Origin of the sequence: Streptomyces chilikensis (assembly GCF_001642695.1) — a bacterium.
GTDB classification, from domain to species: Bacteria; Actinomycetota; Actinomycetes; order Streptomycetales; family Streptomycetaceae; genus Streptomyces; species Streptomyces chilikensis.
The window spans coordinates 1-23532 of record NZ_LWCC02000088.1; the positions used below are offsets into that span (position 1 = coordinate 1).

The window sequence follows — 23532 nt, forward strand, 5'->3', positions numbered from 1 at the left end:
GCCCCCCCCCCCACCACGGCTACCTCGAGGGAGTCGGCGTGTGAAGCGTTTCAACGAAAAACTCTACGGATCTCGGTCGGCGACGCATCGAAACAGAGTGGGCGCCATCGCCTTCGGGACACTCGCGGCAGTCACTGGGCTGGCGCTCGTCCTGATGGGGACTGGAGGAGGCTGGGCCGCAGTCGGCATCGGTGCTGCCGCCATCCTCATCGTGACTCTGCTGCCCGCAGCGCTCGGTGAAAAGCCTCACCGTTGAGCGTCAGGTGGATGAGAGCAGAAGAGAAGGACGGGAAATGACGGTTCTTGCGCGCGGTTCCAGTATCGAGGGTGGTGGCTATCTGGCCCTGATCGCATTGGCGATCGCAGTCATCTGCTTCATCGTCGCAGCCATAGCGAAGAAGCGGCAGTGAGGGGGACACCCTTGGGGGGCTTCCTGCTCATATCGGGGAAGAACGGAGGTTGGGCACTGCTGGGTCTGCTGATCCCTCCGTCGCTGGTCGGAAAGCGCAGCCGAGCAGAACTGAAGGAGCGGAGTGACTGCGGTGCGACAGAGTAGCGACTGGACTTTACTGGCGTACAAGGGCCTGGGCGGAGCCCCGATGTGGGTTGTGATCGGCCTCCTCGTCCTGGGGCTGGCATGGGCCGTCGTTGCGGCATCGAGGAGACGCAAGTGATCGGATCCGGCACGCCCCTGTGGCGGAGGGCTTCGGCCCCGTGGAGCCTCACTGAAGATCTTCAGAGTGGTCACCGATCGGGTGACGGCCGTCTGCGAATGACGGACGAGGCCTTCGGGCACTCGTTCGAGGTGTCTGACGTCTCAACCACTGCAACCGGAGGCCTCGTTGGTCTTCTGATCCGTAGGTAAGGGCGTCCCAGTGGAGAGCGGGACGCTCGAGTAGAGGGCTGTGATGCCTGCGGCGAACTGGGTCTGCTGAGACCTCCGCATAGAGCGGCGTGCGGTCCTCGTGCTCATGGCAGCAGTTGCCTTCCGCGTCGTTCGGCCCGTCCGGGGCGACGGCCCACCGGCGGTTCTCGGAGTGGTCGAAGGCCAGGGTGTGGGCCAAGCTCCACCGCCTGGTCCTCGACGAACTCGGGGCTCGTGGCGAGCTGGACTGGTCGCGGTGCGTGATCGACTCGGTGAACATGCGAGCCCTGAAAAGGGGGACCTGACAGGTCCGAATCCTGTCGACCGGGGCAAGTACGGCTCGAAGATCCACCCGATCACGGAACGCTCCGGTCTGCCCATCTCCGTCGGAATCTCCGGGGCCAACCTGCATGACAGCCAGGCCCTGACCCCTCTCGTGAAGGGCATCCCGCCGATCCGCTCGCGCCGTGGCCGACGGCGGCGCAAGCCTGGCAAGCTCCACGCCGACAAGGGCTACGACTACAACCACCTGCGACGACGGTTACGCGGGCGAGGCATTACCCACCGCATCTCCCGCAAGGGAGTTGAGTCCTCACAACGCCTGGGCCGCCACCGCTGGACCGTGGAACGCACGATGGCATGGCTCGCTGGATGCCGCCGCCTCCACCGCCGCTACGAGCGCAAAGCCGACCACTTCCTGGCCTTCACCAGCATCGCCTGCACCCTCATCTGCTACCGCAGACTCGCCAAATGAGACGCTCTCCAAGCGCTTGCTCAGCCTATGTCAGTCGAAGTTACTCATCGGTCACCCGGTCTGTCCGGAGTCCGAGTCTGTGATCCAGCGCCCTTCGGCGGAGTCGTGCACGTACGTCGGCCTCCCCCTGGTCCCGCTCGTGCGGAACGGCTTCCCGCCGTCCGTGATCCGCACCGTCCCCGTACGGCCCCCGGCGCTCCACTCCAGCTCCAGGTACCAGCGGCAGTCGCAGCCCGCCGTCCGCGCGGAGACCAGCAGCTCCTCGGGGTCGGAGGAGGTGACCTTGTACGGGAAGGAGACGGCCGGGATCTTCCGGACCTCGGCGCCGGAGGCGTCAAGGCCGTCGACGGGCCTCGCGAGCGGGCGCGGCCGGTCGAGGTCCACGGCGAAGTGGCGCGGGGTGACGGCGCCGCCACAGCCGTTGTCCATTCGGTACGCGTTCCACGGCAGCGGTGCGGCGCGGTCGACCACGCGCACGTGCAGGGCATGGAGGACGACGGCGTCGGACGGCGACCGGCCCTGGACCGTGATCCGCACCAGCGCCTCCCCGCCGTGCACGGCACCGTGCGTCCCGGCCCACGCCCCGGAGTCGGCCGTGACCGGCGGCGGGGCGACCGCGCGGGGGGCCCGGTCCACGAGGTAGGTGTGCCCGCAGCCGCCCTCCCAGAGCTGGGAACCGATGCTCCAGGTGAAGGGGAGGGGGGCCGCGGTCCGCCCCGGAGCGGTGGAAGCGGGAGCAGGGGCGGAAGCCGTACGGGTGGGGTGGCCGAGCAGGGCGGCGGCGAGGGCGAGCACGACGAGGGCGACGGTGGCGGCGACGAGGAGGGGAGCGGGGGCGCCACGACGGGGGCGGGCGCGGGGCGCCTCCGGCGCGGACAGATCCGCGGCGGACGGGTCCGGCGCGGTCGGGTCCGGGGCGGGACCGGGGCCGGGTTCCGGCGCGGACGGTTCCGGGTTCGATTCCGGCGCGGCCGACACGGCCGGCACCGGCGTGGGCGCGGGCGAGGCCGCTCGGCGGCGGGCGCGGTCCGCCTCCGTCCAGGCCGCCTCCAGGGCCCGCCGTTCCTCCTCGTCCGCCCCGCACAGCAGGGCGAGGCGGTCGACCACGGCGAACTCCTCCGGGACGGTCGCTCCCGAGCAGTAGCGGTGGAGGGTGGACGCGCTGACGCTCAGCCGCCGGCCCAGCGCCTCGTAACTCCTCCCGTCCCGCGCCTTCAGCGCGCGCACGAGCCCCGCGAACTCCTCGACGGCGGCGTCCTTCGGCATTCCATCCCCCCGACCCTGCGTCCCATCCTTCACGTCCTTGCACGTCAGCGGGGGTGGAATGGTTCCGGGACGGCTGGTAGGCGCGTGATCGTTGCAGTCGGCGGGCGTCGGCCCCACGCTGGTCGAGCACTGACCGAACGAACGACCCGACGGGGGATCCACCACCATGAACAAGCTCCGCACCGCACTCGCCACCGCAGCCGCTGCCGCACTGGGCCTCGCGGCCCTCGCCACAGCCCCGGCGCAGGCCGCTGCCCAGCCCGCCTTCCTCGCCGCCTCCCAGATGCCGCCGTCGTCGACGCCGTGGACCGCCACCCAGGTCTTCACCGGTGTCCCGGAGAACGGCGGCGTCCTCTGCGCCCCGTACAAGATCCCGGCGCAGAACACCCGCTACCGCGAGTTCAGCACCGAGCTCGACACCAACGGCGTCCAGGTCACCACCGTCGCCCGTACCGAAGCCGACGCCGTGAAGCTGGTCGACACCCTCCGCGGGGCCCTCGCCGGCTGCGGCCCCCTGCTGGAGCAGCAGAACCCGGGCCTGCAGGCCGTCAGTGCCTCCCACGGCAAGCTCGCCGTCGAGGAGGGCGCCTGGGTCTACAGCCTGGACACCGCCGACCCGCAGATCGGCATCTCCGACATCCACCTGTTCTCCGTCGGCCGCGACGGCCGCACCGTCACCCTCGTCCGCTGGGGCCAGATGGGCGACCTCGAGGACGCCCCGCTGACCGCCTTCCGCACCACGACGAAGACCGCCGTCAACAAGCTCCACTGACCCGGGGGCTCCCCCGAGGGCTGACCACAGCTCGTCAGCGGCGCGGCCGGAACCCGGGCGCGCCGCTGTCGTGCCCACCTGCTCCGCCGGCGGCGACCACTTCCTGGCCTTCACCAGCATCGCCTGCACCCTCATCTGCTACCGCAGACTCGCCACATGAAATGGCCTCCAAGGGGAGATCGATGGCGCCGACACCCATACACCCGCCACCGTCCAGCAGCGCCGCCGGGCGCCCGGCCTACCGCGGGTCCTGTAGGAAGCCGATCCCGATTTTCTGCGGGATGACGCCGATCTTCCCCTGACAGCGTCATCGGGCACCGTGTGACGTCAGCTGCCAAGGCTGGCCTCCTATCTGAAGTGATGTCTTCTTCCACTCGGCCCGGGAGGGCTTGAACGCGGTGAGCGGTTGGCTGTCGGCCAGGGCGTGTACCGAAAGTGGATCACGGGTCGACATGTAATGGCTGCTCGGTGGGTTCGCTCATATACTGCGGCAGATGCAGTCCATGACGATCAGGCGCGCTGTTGCTCAGGACGCAGAGCACCTCACTGCGTTGATCCAGGCGTCCGGCGCCTATCGGGGCGAGTACGCCTCGGTCATCTCCGGCTACCAGGTCACCGCCGATTACCTCGCCCGGCACCGGGTCTTCGTCGCCATTGACGCGGCGGATCAACTGTTGGGCTTCTACGCCTTGGTGTTGGACCCTCCTGAACTGGACTTGGCGTTTGTGTCGGATGACGTCCAGGGAGTGGGTGTCGGCCGTCTGCTCATCGAGCACATGATCCGTCAGGCCGGGGAGGCCGGCTTGACGGAGGTGCGGGTCGTCGCCCATCCTCCGGCCGAGAGGTTCTATCGGCGCCTGGGTGCTGAGCGCGTGGGAACTGTTGCCCCTTCGCCGCCGAAGACCTCGTGGGAGCGTCCTGAGCTGCGCTTCACCATCGCCGATCGGGGTGCCGCCGAGCACACGGCGGTCACAGCCACTCGTTGATGGCCGCGACGAGGACGGTCGCCTCGTAGCGGACCGCGAGCTTGTCATACCTCGTGGCAACCGCTCGGTTTCTCTTCAGGCGATTGATGCCGCACTCCACCGCGTGGCGTTCGCGGTAGTCGATCTTGTCGAACTTCGGTGGGCGGCCACCACGGGAGCCCAGCTTCTTGCGGTTGCGGGCGTGGTCAGCCTTGTCCGGGATGGTGCAGCGGATCCCGCGCCGACGTAGGTAGGCGCGGTTCTTGCGAGAGGCGTACGCCTTGTCGGCGCGCACGCGATCGGGCCGGGTGCGGGACCTGCCCGGCCGTGATCACGATCGACATGGGCTTCTGTCCTTGCTCGGTGGCCAGGTGGAGCTTGGTGGTCAGGCCGCCGCGCGAGCGTCCGAGGCCGTGGTCGTCCGGCTCGGTGGCGATGCCGCCCGGCGGTTCCTTTTGCAGGTCCCCCTTTTCCTCGCCTCTGCGGCGTGCTGGTGGGCCCGGCAGACAGTGGAGTCGACGTTGAGGTCCCAGGTGATCAGGGCCCTGGTATCGGCCCGGGCCTGCAGTTCGGTGAAGATCCGCTGCCAGGTGCCGTCCCGCTGCCAGCGGCGGAGCAGGTCGCACACCCGGCCCCAAGGCCCGTACCGCTCCGGGACGTCCTGCCATGGCGTCCCGGTCCGTGTCCGCCACCGTATGCCGTCGATCAGCTGCCGCCTGGTCCATATCGGCGGCCGACCAGACTTCTTACCCTTTGGCAGCAGCGGCTCCAGCACTGCCCACTGCGCATTCGTCAGATCTCCACGTGCCAAGAATCAAGATCATCGCACGTTCAAGATCCACTTTCGGTACGCGCCTTAGGGCCTGCTCGAGCTGGGGACCGACGCCGTGAACGGGGATCAGCAGGCTTTGGAGAAGGAGTTGGTGAGTAGGGGCGCCGGCCTGGGAACCGGGCTCGGTTGCATGTTCGCCGCGGGAGGTTGCGCGGTGGCCGGTCCCTACGTCGGTGATCCGGCAAAGGACGCCCACACGGACTGATCCGACCGAATCCGGCAACCGGAACCGCGGACGGACCGAAGGAGAAATGCCGTGACTCTGGCCGCGCTCTGGTTTCCCGATGGCACGACGGGAGTCGTTCTGCTGCTGATCGCCCTGGCCGCAATCGTCACCGGAACCGTCATGGGACGGAGGAGGGGACGGGGCTAGTGGATCTTCCTGCGGCCAGGAGAAGCACCCGCTTCGAGGACGCCTGCAAGAGCTGATCCGACCGCGCCTGGCAGGCGGGACCGGTGGCGCCGCAGTCGGATCCCTCGCCGCTTTCGGTGTCTCGGTCGGCGCCGGGGTGACAGGGCGTTCCGTCATGACCGCGGGAGCACCGGAGCGACAACCGCCGTGTACGGCTGACCCGGAAGCCGGGAGCGCTGTACGAATCCCCTTCCACGTCCCAGAAGACAGGAGTCGTCCATGCGTACAGCCGCCATGGTCGCGGCAGCGCTCATAGCGCTGCTTTGCGGTATCGCTCTGCTCTGTCTCGGGGTGGAGGACGCCGGTGACGGAAACGCCCGGGCGGTGCTGCCGATCGTCACCGGTGCCGTTTTGACCGCCGGCGGACTCCTGTTCCTGCGCAAGGGGTACGGGCGATGACGCTGTCACTGATCATGCCGCCTTCCGCTGCCGAACTACCGGCCTGGGGGATCGCCCTTCTCTTCGTCGCTTTCGTCCTGGCGGTCCTGCTCGTCCTTTCCCGCCGTCGGTGACCCGGCCGTCGGCCGGGGCGGTGGCGCGCAGCGCCGCTTCGACCCGGCGGTCGCCGGTCATGGATGCCGTGACGGCCGTCATCGCCAGGAGGACGCCGGCGGCGCACATCGCCAGCATGCGGGGGTGGAGGCGACCGGGCCCATCAGGCGGGCGGGGGATCACCTGCCGGAGGGAGGGCGCGAGCACCGTCGTGGCGCCCGTGCCGGCCCCGCAGACGGCGAGCGCCGGCCCGGCCGCGTACGGGTTCGGAGCAGCGGACAGGCCCAGAACGGCAAGCCCTTCGACGGCGGCCGTGCGGGTCGGTGCGGTACCGCCCCGGAGGATTCGCGGGACACCGCGCTGGAGCGCTTGAGTCTCCAGTCACCGGAAGGTCCAGGATCTCCCTCATGGACGACGAACGCCCCGACGTGCTCACCATCGGCCAACTCGCGCACCGCACCGGGCTTCCGGTGCGCACCTTGCGCTTCTGGTCGGACGAAGGGCTGGTGCCGCCCGTGGCCCGGTCCGCGGGCGGCTACCGGTTGTACGGCCCCGGGTCCGTGGCCCGCGTCGAGCTGGTCCGCACCCTGCGGGAGCTGGGCCTCGGCCTCGACGACGTGTGCCGCGTCCTGAGCGGCAGCACCACGGTCGCCGAGGTGGCCGAGGCGCACGTGGCCGCGCTCGACGCGCGGATCCGCTCGCTCAAGGTGAGCCGGGCCGTCCTGTCCACCGTGGCGAAACGGGGTTCGACCGTTGAGGAGACAACACTGATGAACCGGTTGGCGCGGCTCTCCGCCGCCGAGCGCAAGCAGATCATCGAAGATTTCAAGGAGGAGGTGTTCGGCGGTCTCGAGGATCCGCGCCTGCGCGACCGCATGCGCGACTACAGCATCGACCTGCCCGACGATCCCACACCCGAGCAGGTCGACGCCTGGATCGAACTGGCCGAACTGGTGCGGGACCCCGGTTTCCGCGCCCGGTTGCGCACCTGGCTGGAGCTCAACACGCCCGTGCCCGGGCAGGGCCGTCCTCCGGGGGCGTCCATCTGGTGGGCCAGGCAGGTCGTGCAGGTGGTCGCGGAGGTCAGGAAGGACGGGGTCGCTCCCGAGGACCCGGCGGCGGCCGAGGTGCTGTCCGAGCTGTTCGGTGACGCCGACCGGGCCGCCGTGCTGCGCAGCCTGGAGGCCGGGCTCGAGGCAGGGGCGGAGCACTACTTCAGGCTCGTCGCCCGGGTGCGCGGGCGCGACTCGTCGCCCGACGCGACCGAGGAACTGTGGTGGCTGGCACGGGCCCTGCGTGCCGCGGGTGCCGCGGAGCAGGTCTGACCCGTTGCCCGGTCCCGGCCCCGTACGCGGCACGCGATGTGCGGGGCCGGCGGCCGCCGTGCCGACCCGGGACCGGTACGCCGACGAGGCGCACGACCGGTGGTCGGGCGGACGGTCGTGATGACCGAGGGCATCCGGACGGTGCGCGTCGGCCGGATCCGGGGATCCCCGGGAGAGGAGGTCGGCGAGACGCGTGCCGACGTGAGGATCCTCCGGTGGCGGGCTGCTTCTCCGGCTGGCGTGTCGATCATGTTCAAGTCAGGGGTGGGGTTCTTCGCACTGTTCGGGCTCGGCTGGTGACTGCTGGCCACGAGTGCGTCCGGCGGCACATGACGGTCACTTCGTCCGGGCGGCGGAGCGGGCGCGCGTGCGCGATGTCGCCGGCGGCGGGGGCCGTCGCTCCTGAGCGGTCGGAGCCGTAGGAACCGGGAGTTCGTCGCCGTGCGGTGGGAATCGTCCGCGGGCTTCCGGGCGGCCTCGGCGGCCCGTCGAGCGGGACCCGCCGCCGGCATCACGGAAAACAATAGCCATGGCGATAGTAGCCATGTACTTTATCGGTCATGAGCAAGAGTGCACCGGGCCCCACGCCCGGCTTCCTGGTGTGGCGGCTCGCCAACAAGTGGCGTGTCGCGGTCGACCGGGCGGTGGCTCCGCTGGGTCTCACCCACGCGCAGTACTCACTGGTCGCCTCGCTGTACGGCATGCAGCGCGCCGGCGAACGGCCCAGCCAGCGCCGGCTCGCGGACCACACCGGCCTGGAGGCGCTGTACGTCTCCAAGCTGGCGCGCACCCTCGAGTCGGCGGGCCTGATCGAGCGCACCCGCGACCCGCGCGACCCGCGCGCCGTGCAGCTCTCGCTCACCGAGCAGGGCCGGACCGTCACCCGGCAGGCCGTCGTCATGGTGCAGGAACTGCTCCAGCAGTTGCTGGAGCCGCTCGGCGGCCTCGACGCCCCACGGACGCGCGCGTTCACGGACGAGCTGATGATCCTGCTCGACGCACCTCTCGCTCCCTCCGCACCGACCGACGAGCACATCGAGGGGACAACGCCATGACCACCACAGCACCCGCCGCCGACTCCCGCGCCCTCGGCCTGGCCCACTACGCCGCCCGCGGCGTCCTGGAGCGCGTCCTGGCCCGGCACGGCATCACGTTCCGTCAGCAGGTCACCCTGCGCGCGGCCGTCACCGCCGAGAGCCCCCGGACGCCGGACGACATCGTCGCCCAGGTCCAGGGCGCCCTCAAGGCCGACCCGGCCGACGTCCGCGCCGCCCTCGACGCGCTGCTGGCCAAGCGGCTGCTCGTCGCGGACGGCACGCACCTGTGCCCCACGGACGCGGGACGCGAGCTGATCGCCGTCACCGCCGCGGAGGTCGCACCCTTCTCCGCCCGCATCTGGGGCGGGATATCCGCCGACGACCTCGCCGCCGCCGGCCGCGTCCTCGCCCTGGTCACCGAACGCGCCGACGCGGAGCTCGCCGCGCTGGACTGATGCGCGCGGGGTGCGGCGGGGACGGGTCGAGGCCGCCGGGGCCGGTCCCGGGCCGCCCGCCGGAACGAGCGGGCGGGTGCGCGACGAGGACGCGGTGTCGGGACCGGCCGATCCGCGCGGCGGCCTCCTCCCGGTCGGCCACGGTCCCCGACGTGATCGCTCGCACGTGCTCGGTGACGTGCCGCGCGGGCCGGACCCACCACGCCACGGCGGCGGTGCGGGCGGCCGCGGCGGGAGCCTTCTCCGGCCGTCGGGAGGAAAGCGTGGGACGTGCACCGGGTGCCGCGGACCCCGGCCTGTGAACCGCGGCCTGTGAACTGCGTCGGGCCGGGCCCGCGGCCCCTTGGCCGCCGTCCCGGCCCGCCCGGCATACTGGGGGCATGAGCGTCCCGCCCAGGCCCACGACCCGCCCGTCGCCGTCCGCGGCCGCCGGCCCGGGTGCGCACGCCGACGACCTGGGCCTCTACCGGGAGAAGTTCCGCCGCCGCCTGCCCGGCTCGCTCGACGAGCTGCGCGGTCCCGCCGACGGCCTCGTCGAGCCGCCGCTGACGGTGGTGTGGTCCGGGCTGCGGGTCTTCGACCTCGGCAACGAGCGGCAGCGGATGAGCCTGTACCGCGTCGTCCTCGCCGAGGGCATGCGCCGCGACCTGTGCGCCCTGCTCAACCGCGACGTGCTGCTGCGGCTGTGGCCCACCCTGCGCACCCTGATCTCCTCCTCCGTGCGCGACGTGTGGGAGGGCGCCTTCGCCGAGCTGCGCGCCCTCTCCCACCTGCCGCCCGCCGCACCGCCCGCCGTCCGCCGGCACCGGACGGCCGCGTGAGGCTGCCCGACCTGCACGCCCGGCTCCTCGCCGACGTCCTGGCCCTCGGCTCCCCCTACCCGCTGGTGATCACCGGCGGGTACGGCGTCCAGGCCCACGAGCTCCTCGCCCGGCCCAGTCAGGACCTCGACGTGGCCACCGAGAACCCGGCTCCGATGGACGACATCGTCCGCGACCTCGCCGACGGTCTCACCGCGCGCGGCTGGCGCATCGAGGTGATCGAGACCGCCCCGCTGTCCGCCCGCCTCACCGCCGCCGACGCGGCCGGGCAGGAGTGCGAGGTCGACATCCTCAAGGAGGTCTTCACCCGGCCCCCGGCCGTCTGCGCCTACGGCCCCGTCCTGTCCGAGGAGGACGTGATCGGCACCAAGGTCCGCGCCCTGGCCGAACGCGGAGCCCCGCGCGACGCCCTCGACGTCTTCGCCGCCTCCCGCCGCTGGACCACCTCCGACCTGGAGGAGTTCGGCCGCCGCCACGCCCGTGACCGCTTCGACCCGGAGGCGCTGCAGACGCGCCTCACCGGCGTGCTCTGGTTCGACCCGCTGGAGTTCGAGCAGTACGGCGCCGGTCCGGACCTGGTGGACGAGCTCCTGGCGTGGGCGCAGGAGTGGGCCGACGACATCGGACGGCGGCTGGCCGGCGACGACGTCGGGGACGACCTCGGCGACGACTGACGGCGACGACCGCCGGGGAGGGCGGATCCCGGGCGGGCCGGCGGTGTTCGCGCGACGCGCGAAAATCGGCCGTCCTCGCGGGGGAGCCGCCGGAAGGGGGTCGGACACCTCCGCGGTGGCCTGGTGACGACGGGCCGCGGAGGCCGCTGACCGGCGGCATTCCGGCCAACGGGGAGCCGGGCGCGGACCGCCGCGCCCGCGGCGGCCGGGACTGTGCTGTAAAGTTTGCAGCGAAACCAAGACACATCGGAGCCCCGCCCATTCGGCGGGGCTCCGATGGTTTCCGGGGGCCTGCGGCCGCGGACCGTCAGGACGGCTGCCGTCGCGGCCGCCGCCTGGCGGCGGTGATGCTGACGACGTCGGCCTCGGCGACGGCCTTCTCCCGGCGGGCGGTGTCCGGGGCCGACGACGCCTTCGTCCGGCCCTTGTTGCGGCGCTGGCGGGCGATGGAGGCCTCGGCGACGGCCCGGTCGTAGCGGTCCTGGAAGTGGTCGACGTCCAGACGGTCCTCGGGGGCCAGGTCGCGGATGGCCTCGAGGTGCTCCTCGAAGGTGCGGCCGCCCGCCAGCATCGGGTTGAGCCGGTAGGTGCCGCGGGCCTCGCGGAAGACCATGCGGGCGTGGATGAGCGACTGCAGGCCGCGTCCGGCCATGGAGCGGTGCACGCCGAGCTGGGCCGCCAGCGCCTCCTCGGTCACCAGGCACAGCCCGCCGTTCTGCTGCGTACCCAGCAGTTCGAAGAGGACCCGGTAGGCGATGCCGGGCATGGCGGGCATGTACGCGAAGACGTTGAACGTGCCGACGGACAGCTCCTGCTGAATCGGCGCAGGCAGCGGCATGGTCAGGCCTCCTTGGGTTTCTCCGGCAGCCGTGCGCCGGGCAGCCCCAGCGCACGGAACTCGTCCGGAACGTTCGGATCCAGCGCGAGGTCGCTCAGCAGGCTGAGCTGCTCGACGGGAACGGTGACCCTGCGTCCCGAGCCCCGGCCGGGCTTGGGCACAGCTCGGTAGCCACCGCGCAGGGTGACGGCGGGCTGGAGCTGATAGTGACCCCGCCTGGGCGAGAACACCAGACCCAGATTCTCCAACTTGTGGATGCTCCGCGACACCTGGGGGCGGGTGAGCTGCAGGGCGTCGGCGATCTCCCGCTGCTTGAGGCAGACGGCGCCGCCCACGTCCTGGCTGCCCATCAGCCACAGCAGGACGCGCAACGAGGTGTTGTCGTCACGGAAGTACTGAGCCATCCAGCAGAGGAACTCCAGCGAATCCTGAGCGAAGTACCCGCCGATGAAGTTGCCCGCGCTGACCGGCGGACGCACCTCGGCGGAGTGCCCGGCCGGCAGACGGACGAGGTTGTCCCTGGGTCTGGGAGCAAGGTTGTAGGGGCTGTCGGGCGCGGGTGACGAACGGGGTGACCGGTCGTCGTCCCGCTGCGGCTGGGCCATGAGCCCTCCTCTGTCGAAACCAAGACCCGCTCACCCTAGTCAGTTGCGCAGATAGGTAGCAACGATGCGACCTATCAGCGCGTTCGCGCCGCGAAGTTACCTCATGAGGTAACTTCCAGTGGTCGCAATATTGCGCACATGGGTCGCAATGAAGGGGCCCAAGTTGCCTCATGAGGCAATCTCAGGGTGCCGAAGTTGCCTCATGAGGTAACTTCAGAACCATCCGCACCTCTCTGACCTGCGGAAACGTGGGCCTCTTCCTTATTAGAAGGTGCGGGTCGCCGGTGGGTCGCCGGTTTGGGTGCGGTGGTGACGCAACGTCAGGGAGCGAAAGCTCTGATCTGGCCTCTGACCTGCGGAATCGGTGCTTCCGTCCTCGGGCGGCCAACCGCCGGTCCCTGTGGGAGCTCGTTCTTCCCGGAACCTTCGGCCATCTCTCCAGCGGGACTCGAGCGTTCCTCGAGCAGGGTGCGCCCCGCACACCCGCTGACGTCGTCTCATGCCGTCGGCCGGCCCAAACCCGGCAGTGACGCCCGGCCCGGCAACCCGTGTCCCGGGGGCGGGGCCGGAGGAGCCCCCGGGAGGTCCCGCGCGGCGCGAAGCGCCCAACGGCGCCGCACGGCCGCGCTTCGACGACGGACGGCCGACCGCCGGTCCGCACCTGCGCGGCTCGACCACCGGGCGCGGTACCGCCGATCGCGCCGGAGGCGTGATGTCCCCCGGGACACCTGAGCCGATCCGGCCAGGGTGCGGCCCGCGGGTGGAAGCCGCCTGGAAAGCAATTGGAGAGGGACTGGAGGCCGCCGCTCGACCGACAAGTTTCGGACTAGCGTGCGGCGCGAGTGGTCGACGGTATGCGAAGGGGGAGGCCGGCATGAAAATTCAGGTTCTGGGCCCGCTCGAGGCCCATGTGAACGGAACGTCGATCGTGCCGTCCGCGGCCAAGCCACGGCAGATCCTGTCGTTGCTGACGTTGTACCCAGGCAGAGTGGTGCCGGTACAGAGACTCATGGAGGAGATCTGGGGCAGCCACCCGCCGCAGAGCGCCCTCACCACCCTGCAGACGTACATCCTGCAGCTGAGGCGCCGTCTCGGCGCCGCCATGGGGTGTGACGCGGGCACCAGCGCCAAGGACGTCCTGGCCACCCGGCACAACGGGTACGTCCTGCAGATCCCCTCCGGCTGCGTCGACGTGCACCTCTACGAGGAGCTGACCGCGCAGGGGCTGGCGGCCTTCGAGGCCGGCGACAGCGAGGGGTCCGCCCGGTGCTACCGGCAGGCCCTGGAACTGTGGGACGGCAACGCCCTGGTGGACGTGCGGCTCGGCCCGGTCCTGGAGATCGAGGTGCTGAGGCTGGAGGAGAGCCGGCTGGTGGCGGTGGAGCGGAGGATCGACGCGGACCTGCGGCTGGGACGGCACAGCGAACTGATCGCCGAGCTGACCGAGCTGACCGCACGTCACCCGCACCACGAGGGGCTCCACTCGCAGGCCATGGTCGCCCTGTACCGGGCCGGCCGGCAGGGCTCCGCCCTGGAGATCTACCGCAGGCTCCGCATGCGGCTGATCGAGGAGCTGGGGGTGGAACCCTCTCCCCAGCTGCAGCGGCTGCACCAGGCGATGCTCACCGTGGATCCGCAGCTCGACCAGATGGCGGGGCCGCGGCGCACCTCCACGTTCGACCTCTTCGCGGCCTGAGGGGACCTGCCGGCTCCTGGGGGGGACCGGCCACATGAACCGGTGGGGACGACGCGGCACACGCGTCGTCCCCACCGGTTCACGTCGTCAGCGCAGCCCGCGTGCCACCTCCGAGACGTGTCGCAGGGTGGGGCGGGCGATGAAACCGGCCAGGTGGGACATGAACTCCTTCTCCCCCTCGCGGCCCACGACGTCCGACGACACGCGCGCCAGCATGGTCAGCAGGGACACCGAGTCCCCGCCCAGGGCGTGGAAGTCGGGGTCCTGGCCCAGCCGGTCCGCGGACAGCCCCAGGACCTCGGTCCAGATCTCGGCGATGGTCTCCTCCACTTCGTCGCGCTCCCCGACGGGCCCTCCGGCCCCGCCGGGGCCGTGGGAGGCACCGGGCGAGCCGGACGGCTTCGGCAGGGCGGACACGTCCACCTTGCCGTTCTGCGTCAGGGGCAGTTCGGGGATGAGCAGGATGGTCGAGGGGACCATGTAGCGCGGCAGCCGCTCGCGCAGGTGGTCCTCCAGCAGCGGGAGCAGAGCGGCGGGCTCCCCGTCGCCGGCGGGGACGGCCCAGGCGCACAGCGTCCTGTCGGTCGTCCCGGGGCGGGGGAGTCCGGCGGAGAAGGCGCTCGCCACCGACGGGTGCTCCTCCAGGACGCGGGCGATCTCGGCGGGTTCCACCCGGTGGCCGTGCACCTTGACCTGCTCGTCGGTCCGCCCGGCGGACTCGAGCTCCCCGGACGGCAGCAGCCGGGCGAGGTCGCCGCTGCGGTACACGCGGGTCCCGTCGGCGAGGCGCAGGAAGCGCTCCGCGTCGAGGTCCGGCCGGCCCCGGTAGCCGCGGGCCAGCTGGTCACCGGCCAGGTACATCTCGCCCACCTCGCCCGGTTCGACGAACCGGCCCCGGGCGTCGAGCAGGTGGATGGCGGTGTTCGGGGTGGGCAGCCCGATCGGCACCGACGGCAGCTCCGCGTCCCGTTCCGGGTCGAACCGGCGTGACATGCAGCCGATCGTCGTCTCGGTCGGCCCGTACTCGTTGAAGATCCCGCACTGCGGGCCGAAGATCTCCTGCGCCCGGGCCGCCACCGCGCCGCGCAGCAGCTCGCCGCCGGCGACGACCGTGCGGAAGCCCACCGGCCGCAGCCCCAGCCTGCTGATGAGGTCGAGGTGGGTGGGGGTGAGCTTGAGCGCGTTCGCGCCCGAGGAGGTGAGCATCTCCCGGAGCACCGTGTGGTCCAGGTCGTCGGGGACCAGGGCGACGGACCCTCCCACCAGCAGCGGCAGGAACAGCGCCGTGTTGGACAGGTCGAAGGCCAGGGAGGTGAACAGCGGGAAGCGGGTCGTGCCGTCCACGCCGTAGAGGGGGATCGCCCAGTCGGCGAAGACGGTCAGCTGGGCGTGCTCGATCTCGACGCCCTTGGGGCGGCCCGTCGAGCCGGACGTGTAGATGACGTAGGCGAGGTCGTCCGGCCGCACGCCCGCCGGGACCGGGCGGCCGCCGCGGCCGGCCAGGTCCTCGAGGACCGCCGCCTCGCAGCCCACCGGGACCAGGTCCCGCTTGGCCAGGTCGGCGCCGACCAGGCAGACGGAGACCCGGGCGTCCCGCAGCAGGCCCTTCAGCCTCTGGTCGGGATGGGCCGGGTCCAGCGGCAGGTAGGCCGCGCCCGCCTTGAGGACGCCCCAGACGCCGGCCATCGCCGCGACGGTGCGGCCCACGGCGAGTCCCACCACCGAACCCCGGCCGACACCGCGGTCCTGCAGTTCGGCGGCGACCGCGTCGGCCCGGCGGTTCAGCTCCGCGTAGGTCACCGGCCCCTCCGGGCCGGTGAGCGCCACCGCGTCCGGGGTGCGCGCGGCCTGGGCCTCGAACTGTTCCACGACGGTGCCGGGGCGGGACAGCGGGCGGGAGGGGGCGTTGCCCACCCACTGTCTGCGGTGGGCGGGGGAGAGCTCCTCCTCGATGGCGTCCAGGAGGGCCTCGGCCCGCTGGGCCGTGCCCGGCTCGTCGTGCCAGCCGACGGTGATCTCGGTGCGGCCGCCGAACTCCACCAGGTCGATCTCCGGAGGGCCGACGGGTCCCGAGTTCGGCAGGACGAACACCTCGGTGGCCCGGAAGGCGCCGGTGCTCAGGGCCGCCTCGTCGACGCGGCCCATGTGCGAGACGATCGCCAGGGCCGCGTACTTGTTCCGGGCCGCGGAGTAGGCGTCCAGTTCCGCGATCTGCCCGCGCAGCACGTCCAGGGGCACCTGGGTCATCACGGTGTCGGCGCGGGCGGCCAGGTCGTGGTTGCGGGCCAGCAGCGTCAGCATCCGCTCGTGCGCCTCCTCCCAGCCGGAGTCGGCGTCCACCTCGAGCAGCGGGTTGTGGGTGAGATTGCCCGTCGACCGCAGCTCGGGGGCGTGCCGGCGCAGGTCCACCGGCACCATGAAGCGCCCGGTGTCCAGGCCGCGGGCCCGGGTGACGGCCAGGGCCACCTTGGCGACCGCGCCCGGGTGCGAGCCGTCGACGGTGCGGCGGCGCCAGAAGAAGCCGCGGTCGCCGCCCTTCCGCCGGGCGCCCAGCGCGGACGGCCACGCGAGGTCGGCCTCGACGCCCGGCGAACCCGTCACGCCCCGGGCGTCCAGCCGCTCCAGCAGCTCCGCCTCGCTCACCGCGTCGGGCGCGCCCAGGAGGGGCTCGCCGCGCAGGGCGCGGAAGACCTCCTCGGCCCAGAACATCAGGCCCTTGCCGTCCAGGGCTCCGTGGAAGGCGCGGAACACCACCCGCGTCTCACCGTCCTGACAGGACAGCAGCACCTCGCAGGTGGGGCCCGGGTCGCCCATCAGCGGGCGGTGCAGGTCGGGCGGATCGGCGGCCAGGTCCAGGCCGCCCGGGGGCAGCTCGCGGACCTCGGGGGCCCTCCCGCTGTCCTTCCAGGTCATCCCGTCCCGGGTGAGCCGGGTGCCCGGGCAGGACCGCGCGGCCCGCTCGACGGCGTCGGCGAGCTGGGGGCCGGTGATCACCCCGGTGCCCCTGACGAACAGGTGCATGACTCCGGGCACCGAGTCCGGATAGACCAGGAACCATGCCTCCATCGGGGAGACCGGCCGGGTGTAGGGGAGGGGAGCTGCCCCGATGGCCATGACGCGTTACCTCTCGGTGGTGGTGTCGGCCGGCGCGGCGCTGAGCAGGACCTGGCCCCCGGTCGGCCGCAGGGCGCGCGACCGCCGGTGGTCGAGGTGCACGAAGATGCGCTGGAGCCAGCGGTCCGCGCCGTCGTAGCGCGGTACGAAGGCGCTGCGGCCGTGCAGCGCCATGCGGTTGTCGACGAAGGCGAGGTCGCCCGGCTGCAGCAGCAGCTCCCGGTAGCTGCGCTCGACCGCCTTCTCCAGCAGCAGGAGCGCGTCGGCGGCCTCGTCGTCGAGGGCGACGGTGCTGCTGAAGTCGACCGTCAGGTCCGGGTCGTCGTGACTACCGGTCAGCACGCCGCGCGGCCGGGCGCTGCCCGCGGGCATGTCGAAGGAGGCCGGGGCCTCGATGAGGAAGCGCGGCTCGTGCAGCACCGCGCGGACGGGAGCGGGCAGCAGCGGGACGATCCTGCGCACCGACGCCACCCGGAGCTTGGCCACGTTCTCGTGGTCGTTGCGCAGGCACATCAGGCCCACCAGGTCGGGCCGCAGCGGGTGGAAGGCGTTCTCCGTGTGCATGTTCAGCTTCACGGAGCCGGCGTTGCCCTGGAAGGCCTCCATGCCCGGCACCGGCACCACGTCCTGCACCAGGGCGCCCGACTTCTCCTTGTCGAAGGCGACGACCTCCCCCAGCGCCATGCCGATGAGCATGAGGGCGGCGGCCGGGAGGGTCGCGCCGCGCTGCACCGAGCCGGGGACGGACGGCGTCGGCGGCGTGCCGGCCGCCTCCAGCGGCAGGTTCCGCAGCAGCAGCATCGCGTCGGTGCCCGGATCCCAGGTGAACTCGCGCAGCCGGGACCGCAGCCGGACGGGCAGGTCGCCGGAGAGCCGGCGGGCGGCCGCCACCCAGCCGTCGTCGTCCACCAGGCCGGGCGAGACGCCGGCCAGGGAGGCGGCCAGTTCGGCGAGCGCGTCGTGCTCGGCGCTGTCCAGGCGGAAGACCGCACCGGCGGGGTTCATCACCTCCGAGGGAACTGACATGGTTCTCCAATCATTCGCCAGGATGGGCTGAGGAATGCCAGGCGATTCCTCGAGCGAGGCTAGGAGCGGCCGGAAAGCCGGGCAACCCTTAACGAATCGGCCCGGGGTTTCCGCATATAGGGGTTCGAACCCCTAGGGAATTGGCCGTTTGCTGCCAGGCCACTTCATGCCGCCCATTGCCCGGCGGGGGCTCCGCGGCCCGGCTGTACGGTTGCCGCACTCACAGCTCGTGGCGGCGACCGGAAATGTGTGCCGGAATCAGCGGTCGGAAAGCGGTGCCGGCCGGAGCCGCGATCCGAGGAAGACCGACACCGGAAAGCGTGGGCACCTCTTTGAAATCGACCTTCGACATCGACGGCGGGCGCGAACCGTTTTGGCCGCGCGCGGCGCCGCGGACCGACTGGTCCCGCGAATTCGTCGGGGCTGCCGGGCACCGGCCGCAGGACGGCACGGAGCGCGCGCGGCCCAGGGTGGGACACATCTCCTTCCTCAACTGCGTCCCCCTGCTGTGGGGGCTGGCCAAGTCGGGCGCGCTCTCCGACGTGGACCTCACCGAGGCGAGTCCCGACATCCTCAACACCGCCCTGGCGGAGGGCCGCCTGGACATGGGCCCCATCAGCGTCTTCGAGTACCTCAAACACTCCGAGGACCTGGTCGCCCTCTCGGACGTCGCGGTCGGCAGCGACGGGGACGTCCAGTCCTGCCTGCTCTTCAGCAAGGTCCCGCCGGCCGGCCTCGACGGCGCCCGGGTCGCCCTCGGCTCCACCAGCCGCACCTCGGTCCGGCTCGCCCAGCTGCTGCTCGCCGAACGTGTCGGGGTCCGCCCCGAGTACCACGTGGCCCCGCCCGACCTGACCCGGATGCTCGAGGACGCCGAGGCCGCCGTCGTCATCGGGGACGCCGCCCTGCGGGCCGCCCTGCACGACGCGCCCCGGCTCGGCCTGCACGTCCACGACCTCGGCGGGATGTGGCGCGAGTGGACGGGCCTGCCGTTCGTCTTCGCCGTGTTCGCCGCCCGCAGGGAGTTCCTCGCCCGGCGGCCCGACGCGGTGCGCCGCGTGCACACCAGCCTGATCGAGGCGCGCGACCTCTCCCTCCAGGAGATCGACCTCATATGCGAGCAGATCGCGGAACGGGCGGAATTCGACGCCGAAAGGCTGAAGGACTATTACCTCCGCGGTCTGCGCTTCGATTTCGGCGCGAGGGAGCTGGCGGCACTCACCGAATTCGCCCGGCGGGTCGGCGGCCCCGGAGCGGGTTTCCCGCCCGACGTGCGGATCGACGTGATCCCGGCCCCGTGACGGCGGAAACAGGGGGCGGCAGGGGTTCGGCGGGACCGGCCCCGTCTGTGCACACTGACGCGGAAAAACACTCCCGGCCGGGGCCCTGCCGGACGGCGGGTGCCGCCGAGAGGCCGAGAGGCCGACTCGAGAGACGGACATGGTGACATGCTGCGTGCCGAGCTGATCCGCCCATTCCCCGACATCCTCAAGGGGCACGCCGAACGGCACGCCGGCAGGACGGCCTTCCGTGACGCACGCCGGTCACTCACCTACGCGGCCCTGGAGCGGCGCACCGCCCGGATCGCCGGACACCTGGCCGCCCTCGGGATCTCGCCCGGGGACCGGCTGGTGCTCCTCCTCGGCAACCGCGTCGAGACCGTCGAGGGCTACCTCGCCGCCCTCCGCGCCGCGGCCGTCGGCGTGCCCGTCAACCCCCGGTCCTCGGACGGCGAACTCGCGCACATCCTCGCCGACAGCGGCGCGCGGGCCGTCGTGACGGACACCGCCCACCTCCCGCAGGTGCGCCGCGCGGCGGCCGGGGCGGACCTCCTGCTCGTCGTCGTCCCCGACGTCCTGCCGCCCGAGCCCCCCGCGCCCGGCACCCACTGCTTCGAGGCGCTCGCCACCACCGAACCGCCGGTGCCCGCCCCCGACAGCCTCGGCCTGGACGACATCACCTGGCAGCTCTACACCTCCGGCACCACCGGGCGCCCCAAGGGCGTCCTGTCCACCCAGCGCAACGCCCTGTGGGCGGTGGCCGCCTCCTACGCGCCCGTCGCCGGGCTGTCCGCCGACGACCGGGTCGTGTGGCCGCTGCCGCTGTTCCACAGCTTCTCCCACATCGCGTGCGTCGTGGGGGTGACCGCCGTCGGGGCCACCGCCCGCATCCTCGACGGCCTCGCCGCCGAGGACATCGCCGACGCGGTGCGGCAGGAGTCCGCCACCTTCCTCGCCGGTGTCCCGGCGCTGTACCACCACCTCGTCGCCGCGGCGGACGGGCAGGGCTTCCGCACCCCGTCCCTGCGCACCTGCCTGGTCGCCGGCGCGGTCACCACCCCCACCCTCCAGAGCGCCTTCGAGACCGCCTACGGAGTCCCCCTGCTCAACCTGTACGGGAGCACCGAGGCGTGCGGCGCCGTCACCATGAGCACGGTCACCGGCCCGCGGGTGGAGGGCTCCTGCGGGCTGCCGGTCCCCGGCCTCGAGATCCGCCTCGTCGACCCCGCCGACGGGCAGGACACCGCGCCCGGGGAGGAGGGCGAGATCTGGGTCAAGGGCCCCAACGTCATGGTGGGCTACCACAACCGTCCCGACGCCACCGCCGAGGTCCTGTCCGACGGGTGGTACCGCACCGGGGACCTGGCGCGCCGCGCGCCGTCCGGCCACGTCACCATCACCGGCCGCCTCAAGGAGCTCATCATCCGGGGAGGGGAGAACATCCACCCCACGGAGGTCGAGGACGTCCTGCTGGGCCGGCCCGACGTGGCCGACGCCGGCGTCACCGGCAGGCCGCACCCCGTCCTCGGCGAGGTCCCGGTCGCCTTCGTGGTCCCCGGCCCCGGGGGCGTGGACGCGGCCGCCCTGTACGAGGCGTGCCGGCACCGGCTGTCGTACCACAAGGTGCCGCACGAGCTGTACCAGGTGCGGGAGATCCCCCGCACCGGGTCCGGCAAGGTCAGCCGCCGGGCCCTGCTCGACGTCCCGGCACGCCTGCTCGCGGTGTCCGAACGCCACGACAGCCTCCACCGCACCCGCTGGACCGAACTGCCGCCCGCACCGCGCCGGCCCCAGGTCTGGGCCGTCCACGACAGCGCCCCCCGGGGCCTCGCCGGGAACCTGGCGGCCGCGGGGGCCGACGTCCGCGCCTGGCCGCAGCCGGCACCGGCCGGCCCCGCCCCCGACGTGGTGCTCCTCGGCCCGCCGGCCGGGGGACACGCGGGCCTCGCCGCGGAACTCGACCGGCTCGCCGGGGAACCCGGCCTCGGCGGGGCCCGCGTCGTCGTCGTCACCGCGGGCACGCTCTCCACCGGGCCTGAGGACCCGCCGCGCGACCTCGCCGGCGCCACGGTGCGCGGCGCCCTGCGGGCGCGTGAGGGCGTCCTGTCCGTCGACGTCGACGACCCGGACGCCCCCGCCACGGCCGGTGCGCTCCTGGCCGCCGTCGCGAGCGGCGCGGCGGAGACCGCCGTCCGGGACGGCCGGGCGCTCGCGCCCGCACCGGGCGACGTCACCCGGGCCGACCTGCGCCCGTCCGGCGGCGCGACGGACACCGTCGTCGTCCCCGCGGCCGTCGCCCGCCACCTGGCCGAGGCGCACGGCGTCCGCCGCTTCGTCCTGCCCGACGGCCCGGAGCCGGGCACGGCAACCGCGGCGGCGGCCCGGGAGGAACTCGCGGCGGACCTGCGCGCCGCCGGCGCCGGCGTCACCGCCGCGCACGGTCCGGCGGACGACGCGGCGTCGACGCTCGTCGTCCACGCCCTCGCCGCCGACGGCCGGCCGGACGACCCGGACGGCCTGCTCCGGCTCGACGAGCTGGCCGGCCCGGCCCGGCTCCTGCTGCTCTGCCCCCACGGTGCCGACCCCGCCGCCGACGCGCTCGCCCACGCCCTGGCCGCGCACCGCCGCGCCCGCGGCCTGCCGGGCCTCGCCCTGAGCCTGCGGGACGGCCTCACCGCCCGGGAGCAGCTCGCCGCCGTCGACGCGGCCCTGATGCTGGACGAGCCGGGCCTGGTGGCGGACCTCTCCGCCTCCCGCGCCCTGCCCGTCCCCGCCACCGCGGTCCAGGCCGACGCGGCCGCCGCCCTGCGCACGGTGCTCTCGGCCCTCCCCGGCACGGACCGGCTGCGCACCCTCCTCGCGATCGTCCGGTCCGAGGCCGTCGCCGCCGCGGGCCTGCGCGACACCGACGGCGTCGACCCCGACCGCGACTTCACGTCCCTCGGCTTCAGCTCCACCACCGCCGTCCGCTTCCGCGACGGGGTCGCCGCCGCGACGGGACTCGCCCTGCCGGCCACCCTCGCCTTCGACCACCCCACGCCCCGCGCCGTCACCCGCCACCTGGACGCGCTGCTGGGCGGCCGCGACGAGGCGGTCCCCGCGTACACGGTCGCCGACGACCACGCCACGGGGCGCGGCGCCGGCCCGGACGAACCCGTGGCGATCGTCTCCATGGCGTGCCGTCTCCCCGGCGGCGTCGCCTCGCCCGAGGACCTGTGGCGCATGGTGGCCGACGGCGGACACGGCATCACCCCCTTCCCGGAGGACCGGGGCTGGGACCTCGCCTCGCTCCACCACCCGGACCCGTCGCACGCCGGCACCATGTACGTCCGCGAGGGCGGATTCCTGCACGACGCCGCGGAGTTCGACGCCGAGTTCTTCGGGATCTCGCCGCGCGAGGCGCTGGCGATGGACCCGCAGCAGCGCCTGCTGCTCGAGGTGTCCTGGGAGGCGCTGGAACGGGCCGGCATCGCCCCCGCCGCACTGCGCGCCAGCCTCACCGGCGTGTACACGGGCCTCATGTACCACGACTACGGCACCGGGACGAACGGCGCCGGCACCGGCCTCGCCGAGGGGTACGTCTCCACCGGCACCGCGGGCAGCGTCGCCTCGGGCCGGGTCGCCTACACCCTGGGGCTGGAGGGGCCGGCGGTGACGGTGGACACGGCGTGCTCGTCGTCCCTGGTCGCCCTGCACCTGGCGGTCCAGGCACTGCGCGCCGGGGAGTGCGACCTCGCCCTGGTGGGGGGCGTGGCGGTGATGGCGCAGACCACGTCGTTCGTCGAGTTCTCCCGCCAGCGCGGCCTGGCCGTCGACGGGCGCTGCAAGCCCTTCTCCGACGACGCGGACGGCACGGGCTGGTCCGAGGGCGTGGGCGTGCTGCTGGTGGAGCGCCTGTCGGACGCCCGCCGCAACGGGCACCAGGTGCTGGCGGTGGTGCGGGGCTCCGCCGTCAACCAGGACGGCGCCAGCAACGGGCTGACCGCCCCGAACGGGCCGTCGCAGCAGCGCGTCATCCGCGCGGCACTGGCCAACGCGGGTCTGAACGGCGCCGACGTGGACGTGGTGGAGGCGCACGGCACGGGCACGACGCTGGGTGATCCGATCGAGGCGCAGGCGCTGCTGGCCACGTACGGGCAGGAACGGCCGGAGGACGGGCGGCCGCTGTGGCTGGGGTCGCTGAAGTCGAACATCGGCCATGCCCAGGCGGCGGCGGGTGTCGCGGGTGTGATCAAGATGGTCATGGCGATGCGTCACGGGGTGCTGCCCCGGACGCTGAACGTCGGTGAGCCGTCGTCGAAGG

Annotated in this window: 18 protein-coding genes and 4 pseudogenes; 14 read left to right on the forward strand and 8 right to left on the reverse strand. The window is 72.7% G+C overall.

Translation table 11 applies throughout. The features are described from left to right. The first annotated feature begins 40 nt into the window (after positions 1-40). Together A2U95_RS23550 and A2U95_RS23555 are read left to right on the forward strand one after the other, a co-directional pair. The gene (locus A2U95_RS23550) at positions 41-256 is read left to right on the forward strand and encodes a hypothetical protein (protein ID WP_166026518.1); all 216 of its coding nucleotides are present in this window, start codon (positions 41-43) and stop codon (positions 254-256) included. 704 nt (positions 257-960) lie between these two features. Then, positions 961-1619 (forward strand): annotated as a pseudogene (locus A2U95_RS23555) (IS5 family transposase); the annotation flags it as partial. Between the two features lie 51 nt (positions 1620-1670). Here the strand turns inward: A2U95_RS23555 and A2U95_RS23560 are convergent. Next, positions 1671-2885, reverse strand: coding sequence for a helix-turn-helix domain-containing protein (locus A2U95_RS23560; RefSeq protein WP_166026519.1), 1215 nt, complete (start codon positions 2883-2885; stop codon positions 1671-1673). 166 nt (positions 2886-3051) lie between these two features. On the opposite strand from A2U95_RS23560, the gene A2U95_RS23565 reads away from it, so the two are divergent. Beyond that, the gene (locus A2U95_RS23565) at positions 3052-3657 is read left to right on the forward strand and encodes a hypothetical protein (RefSeq protein ID WP_056789649.1); all 606 of its coding nucleotides are present in this window, start codon (positions 3052-3054) and stop codon (positions 3655-3657) included. A 494-nt stretch (positions 3658-4151) separates the two neighbouring features. Continuing rightward, positions 4152-4643: a GNAT family N-acetyltransferase gene (locus A2U95_RS23570; protein WP_166026521.1), complete on the forward strand. Its 492-nt coding sequence runs from the start codon at positions 4152-4154 to the stop codon at positions 4641-4643. On the opposite strand, the pseudogene A2U95_RS23575 reads toward A2U95_RS23570, so the two are convergent. Then, positions 4627-5433 (reverse strand): annotated as a pseudogene (locus A2U95_RS23575) (IS5 family transposase). The gene A2U95_RS23570 and the pseudogene A2U95_RS23575 sit on opposite strands and share 17 nt — an antisense overlap. A gap of 652 nt (positions 5434-6085) precedes the next feature. Here A2U95_RS23575 and A2U95_RS23580 point away from each other — a divergent pair. Then, entirely contained in the window at positions 6086-6265 is a 180-nt protein-coding gene (locus A2U95_RS23580; protein WP_166026523.1) for a sodium:neurotransmitter symporter, read from the forward strand. Positions 6266-6277: 12 nt separating this feature from the next. Here the strand turns inward: A2U95_RS23580 and A2U95_RS32915 are convergent. After that, positions 6278-6706: pseudogene (locus A2U95_RS32915) on the reverse strand (hypothetical protein); the annotation flags it as partial. A 59-nt stretch (positions 6707-6765) separates the two neighbouring features. Between A2U95_RS32915 and A2U95_RS23585 the strand changes: the two are divergent. The 6 genes from A2U95_RS23585 (at position 6766) to A2U95_RS23610 (ending at position 10670) form a co-directional block, all read left to right on the forward strand. Further along, on the forward strand, positions 6766-7683 hold the full coding sequence (locus A2U95_RS23585; RefSeq protein WP_166026526.1) for a helix-turn-helix domain-containing protein: 918 nt from the start codon (positions 6766-6768) through the stop codon (positions 7681-7683). A gap of 120 nt (positions 7684-7803) precedes the next feature. After that, entirely contained in the window at positions 7804-7983 is a 180-nt protein-coding gene (locus A2U95_RS23590; protein WP_166026516.1) for a hypothetical protein, read from the forward strand. 260 nt (positions 7984-8243) lie between these two features. Further along, the gene (locus tag A2U95_RS23595; RefSeq protein WP_166026528.1) at positions 8244-8738 is read left to right on the forward strand and encodes a MarR family winged helix-turn-helix transcriptional regulator; all 495 of its coding nucleotides are present in this window, start codon (positions 8244-8246) and stop codon (positions 8736-8738) included. After that, the gene (locus A2U95_RS23600) at positions 8735-9175 is read left to right on the forward strand and encodes a MarR family transcriptional regulator (RefSeq protein WP_166026530.1); all 441 of its coding nucleotides are present in this window, start codon (positions 8735-8737) and stop codon (positions 9173-9175) included. Before A2U95_RS23595 ends, A2U95_RS23600 begins: the two co-directional genes overlap by 4 nt. A gap of 380 nt (positions 9176-9555) precedes the next feature. Then, a complete protein-coding gene (locus A2U95_RS23605) occupies positions 9556-9996 on the forward strand; it encodes a hypothetical protein (protein WP_206283040.1) in 441 nt (146 codons plus the stop codon). Then, on the forward strand, positions 9993-10670 hold the full coding sequence (locus A2U95_RS23610; RefSeq protein ID WP_166026532.1) for a nucleotidyl transferase AbiEii/AbiGii toxin family protein: 678 nt from the start codon (positions 9993-9995) through the stop codon (positions 10668-10670). Before A2U95_RS23605 ends, A2U95_RS23610 begins: the two co-directional genes overlap by 4 nt. A 307-nt stretch (positions 10671-10977) precedes the next feature. On the opposite strand, the gene A2U95_RS23615 is transcribed toward A2U95_RS23610, so the two are convergent. Together A2U95_RS23615 and A2U95_RS23620 are read right to left on the reverse strand one after the other, a co-directional pair. Then, a complete protein-coding gene (locus A2U95_RS23615; protein ID WP_166026534.1) occupies positions 10978-11508 on the reverse strand; it encodes a hypothetical protein in 531 nt (176 codons plus the stop codon). 2 nt (positions 11509-11510) lie between these two features. Further along, on the reverse strand, positions 11511-12113 hold the full coding sequence (locus tag A2U95_RS23620) for a MarR family transcriptional regulator (protein WP_166026536.1): 603 nt from the start codon (positions 12111-12113) through the stop codon (positions 11511-11513). 874 nt (positions 12114-12987) lie between these two features. On the opposite strand from A2U95_RS23620, the gene A2U95_RS23625 reads away from it, so the two are divergent. Beyond that, a complete protein-coding gene (locus A2U95_RS23625; protein ID WP_166026539.1) occupies positions 12988-13809 on the forward strand; it encodes an AfsR/SARP family transcriptional regulator in 822 nt (273 codons plus the stop codon). An 87-nt stretch (positions 13810-13896) separates the two neighbouring features. Here A2U95_RS23625 and A2U95_RS33975 read toward each other — a convergent pair whose 3' ends face one another. The 3 genes and pseudogenes from A2U95_RS33975 to A2U95_RS23635 all read right to left on the reverse strand — a co-directional run bounded on the left by A2U95_RS33975 (position 13897) and on the right by A2U95_RS23635 (position 17949). Continuing rightward, positions 13897-14496: an AMP-binding enzyme gene (locus tag A2U95_RS33975; RefSeq protein WP_476756110.1), complete on the reverse strand. Its 600-nt coding sequence runs from the start codon at positions 14494-14496 to the stop codon at positions 13897-13899. After that, positions 14485-16923 (reverse strand): annotated as a pseudogene (locus A2U95_RS23630) (amino acid adenylation domain-containing protein); the annotation flags it as partial. The pseudogene A2U95_RS23630 and the gene A2U95_RS33975, both read right to left, overlap by 12 nt. 6 nt (positions 16924-16929) lie before the next feature. Further along, positions 16930-17949: a TauD/TfdA family dioxygenase gene (locus A2U95_RS23635; protein WP_166026543.1), complete on the reverse strand. Its 1020-nt coding sequence runs from the start codon at positions 17947-17949 to the stop codon at positions 16930-16932. Positions 17950-18419: 470 nt separating this feature from the next. Here A2U95_RS23635 and A2U95_RS23640 point away from each other — a divergent pair, with 470 nt between their 5' ends. Together A2U95_RS23640 and A2U95_RS32155 are read left to right on the forward strand one after the other, a co-directional pair. After that, entirely contained in the window at positions 18420-19250 is an 831-nt protein-coding gene (locus tag A2U95_RS23640; protein WP_240957894.1) for a menaquinone biosynthetic enzyme MqnA/MqnD family protein, read from the forward strand. 147 nt (positions 19251-19397) lie between these two features. Beyond that, positions 19398-23532, forward strand: a 4135-nt coding sequence (locus A2U95_RS32155) for a beta-ketoacyl synthase N-terminal-like domain-containing protein (RefSeq protein WP_206283041.1), incomplete at its 3' end; no start/stop codon positions are given.

Coding starts and splice junctions, on each gene's coding strand:
- A2U95_RS23600 (WP_166026530.1), top strand. CDS start 8,735: ATGACCACCACAGCACCCGCCGCCGACTCCCGCGCCCTCGGCCTGGCC.
- A2U95_RS23570 (WP_166026521.1), top strand. CDS start 4,152: ATGCAGTCCATGACGATCAGGCGCGCTGTTGCTCAGGACGCAGAGCAC.
- A2U95_RS23560 (WP_166026519.1), bottom strand. CDS start 2,885: ATGCCGAAGGACGCCGCCGTCGAGGAGTTCGCGGGGCTCGTGCGCGCG.
- A2U95_RS23635 (WP_166026543.1), bottom strand. CDS start 17,949: ATGTCAGTTCCCTCGGAGGTGATGAACCCCGCCGGTGCGGTCTTCCGC.
- A2U95_RS23615 (WP_166026534.1), bottom strand. CDS start 11,508: ATGCCGCTGCCTGCGCCGATTCAGCAGGAGCTGTCCGTCGGCACGTTC.
- A2U95_RS23625 (WP_166026539.1), top strand. CDS start 12,988: ATGAAAATTCAGGTTCTGGGCCCGCTCGAGGCCCATGTGAACGGAACG.
- A2U95_RS23590 (WP_166026516.1), top strand. CDS start 7,804: ATGACCGAGGGCATCCGGACGGTGCGCGTCGGCCGGATCCGGGGATCC.
- A2U95_RS23595 (WP_166026528.1), top strand. CDS start 8,244: ATGAGCAAGAGTGCACCGGGCCCCACGCCCGGCTTCCTGGTGTGGCGG.
- A2U95_RS23565 (WP_056789649.1), top strand. CDS start 3,052: ATGAACAAGCTCCGCACCGCACTCGCCACCGCAGCCGCTGCCGCACTG.
- A2U95_RS23585 (WP_166026526.1), top strand. CDS start 6,766: ATGGACGACGAACGCCCCGACGTGCTCACCATCGGCCAACTCGCGCAC.
- A2U95_RS23620 (WP_166026536.1), bottom strand. CDS start 12,113: ATGGCCCAGCCGCAGCGGGACGACGACCGGTCACCCCGTTCGTCACCC.
- A2U95_RS23605 (WP_206283040.1), top strand. CDS start 9,556: ATGAGCGTCCCGCCCAGGCCCACGACCCGCCCGTCGCCGTCCGCGGCC.
- A2U95_RS23580 (WP_166026523.1), top strand. CDS start 6,086: ATGCGTACAGCCGCCATGGTCGCGGCAGCGCTCATAGCGCTGCTTTGC.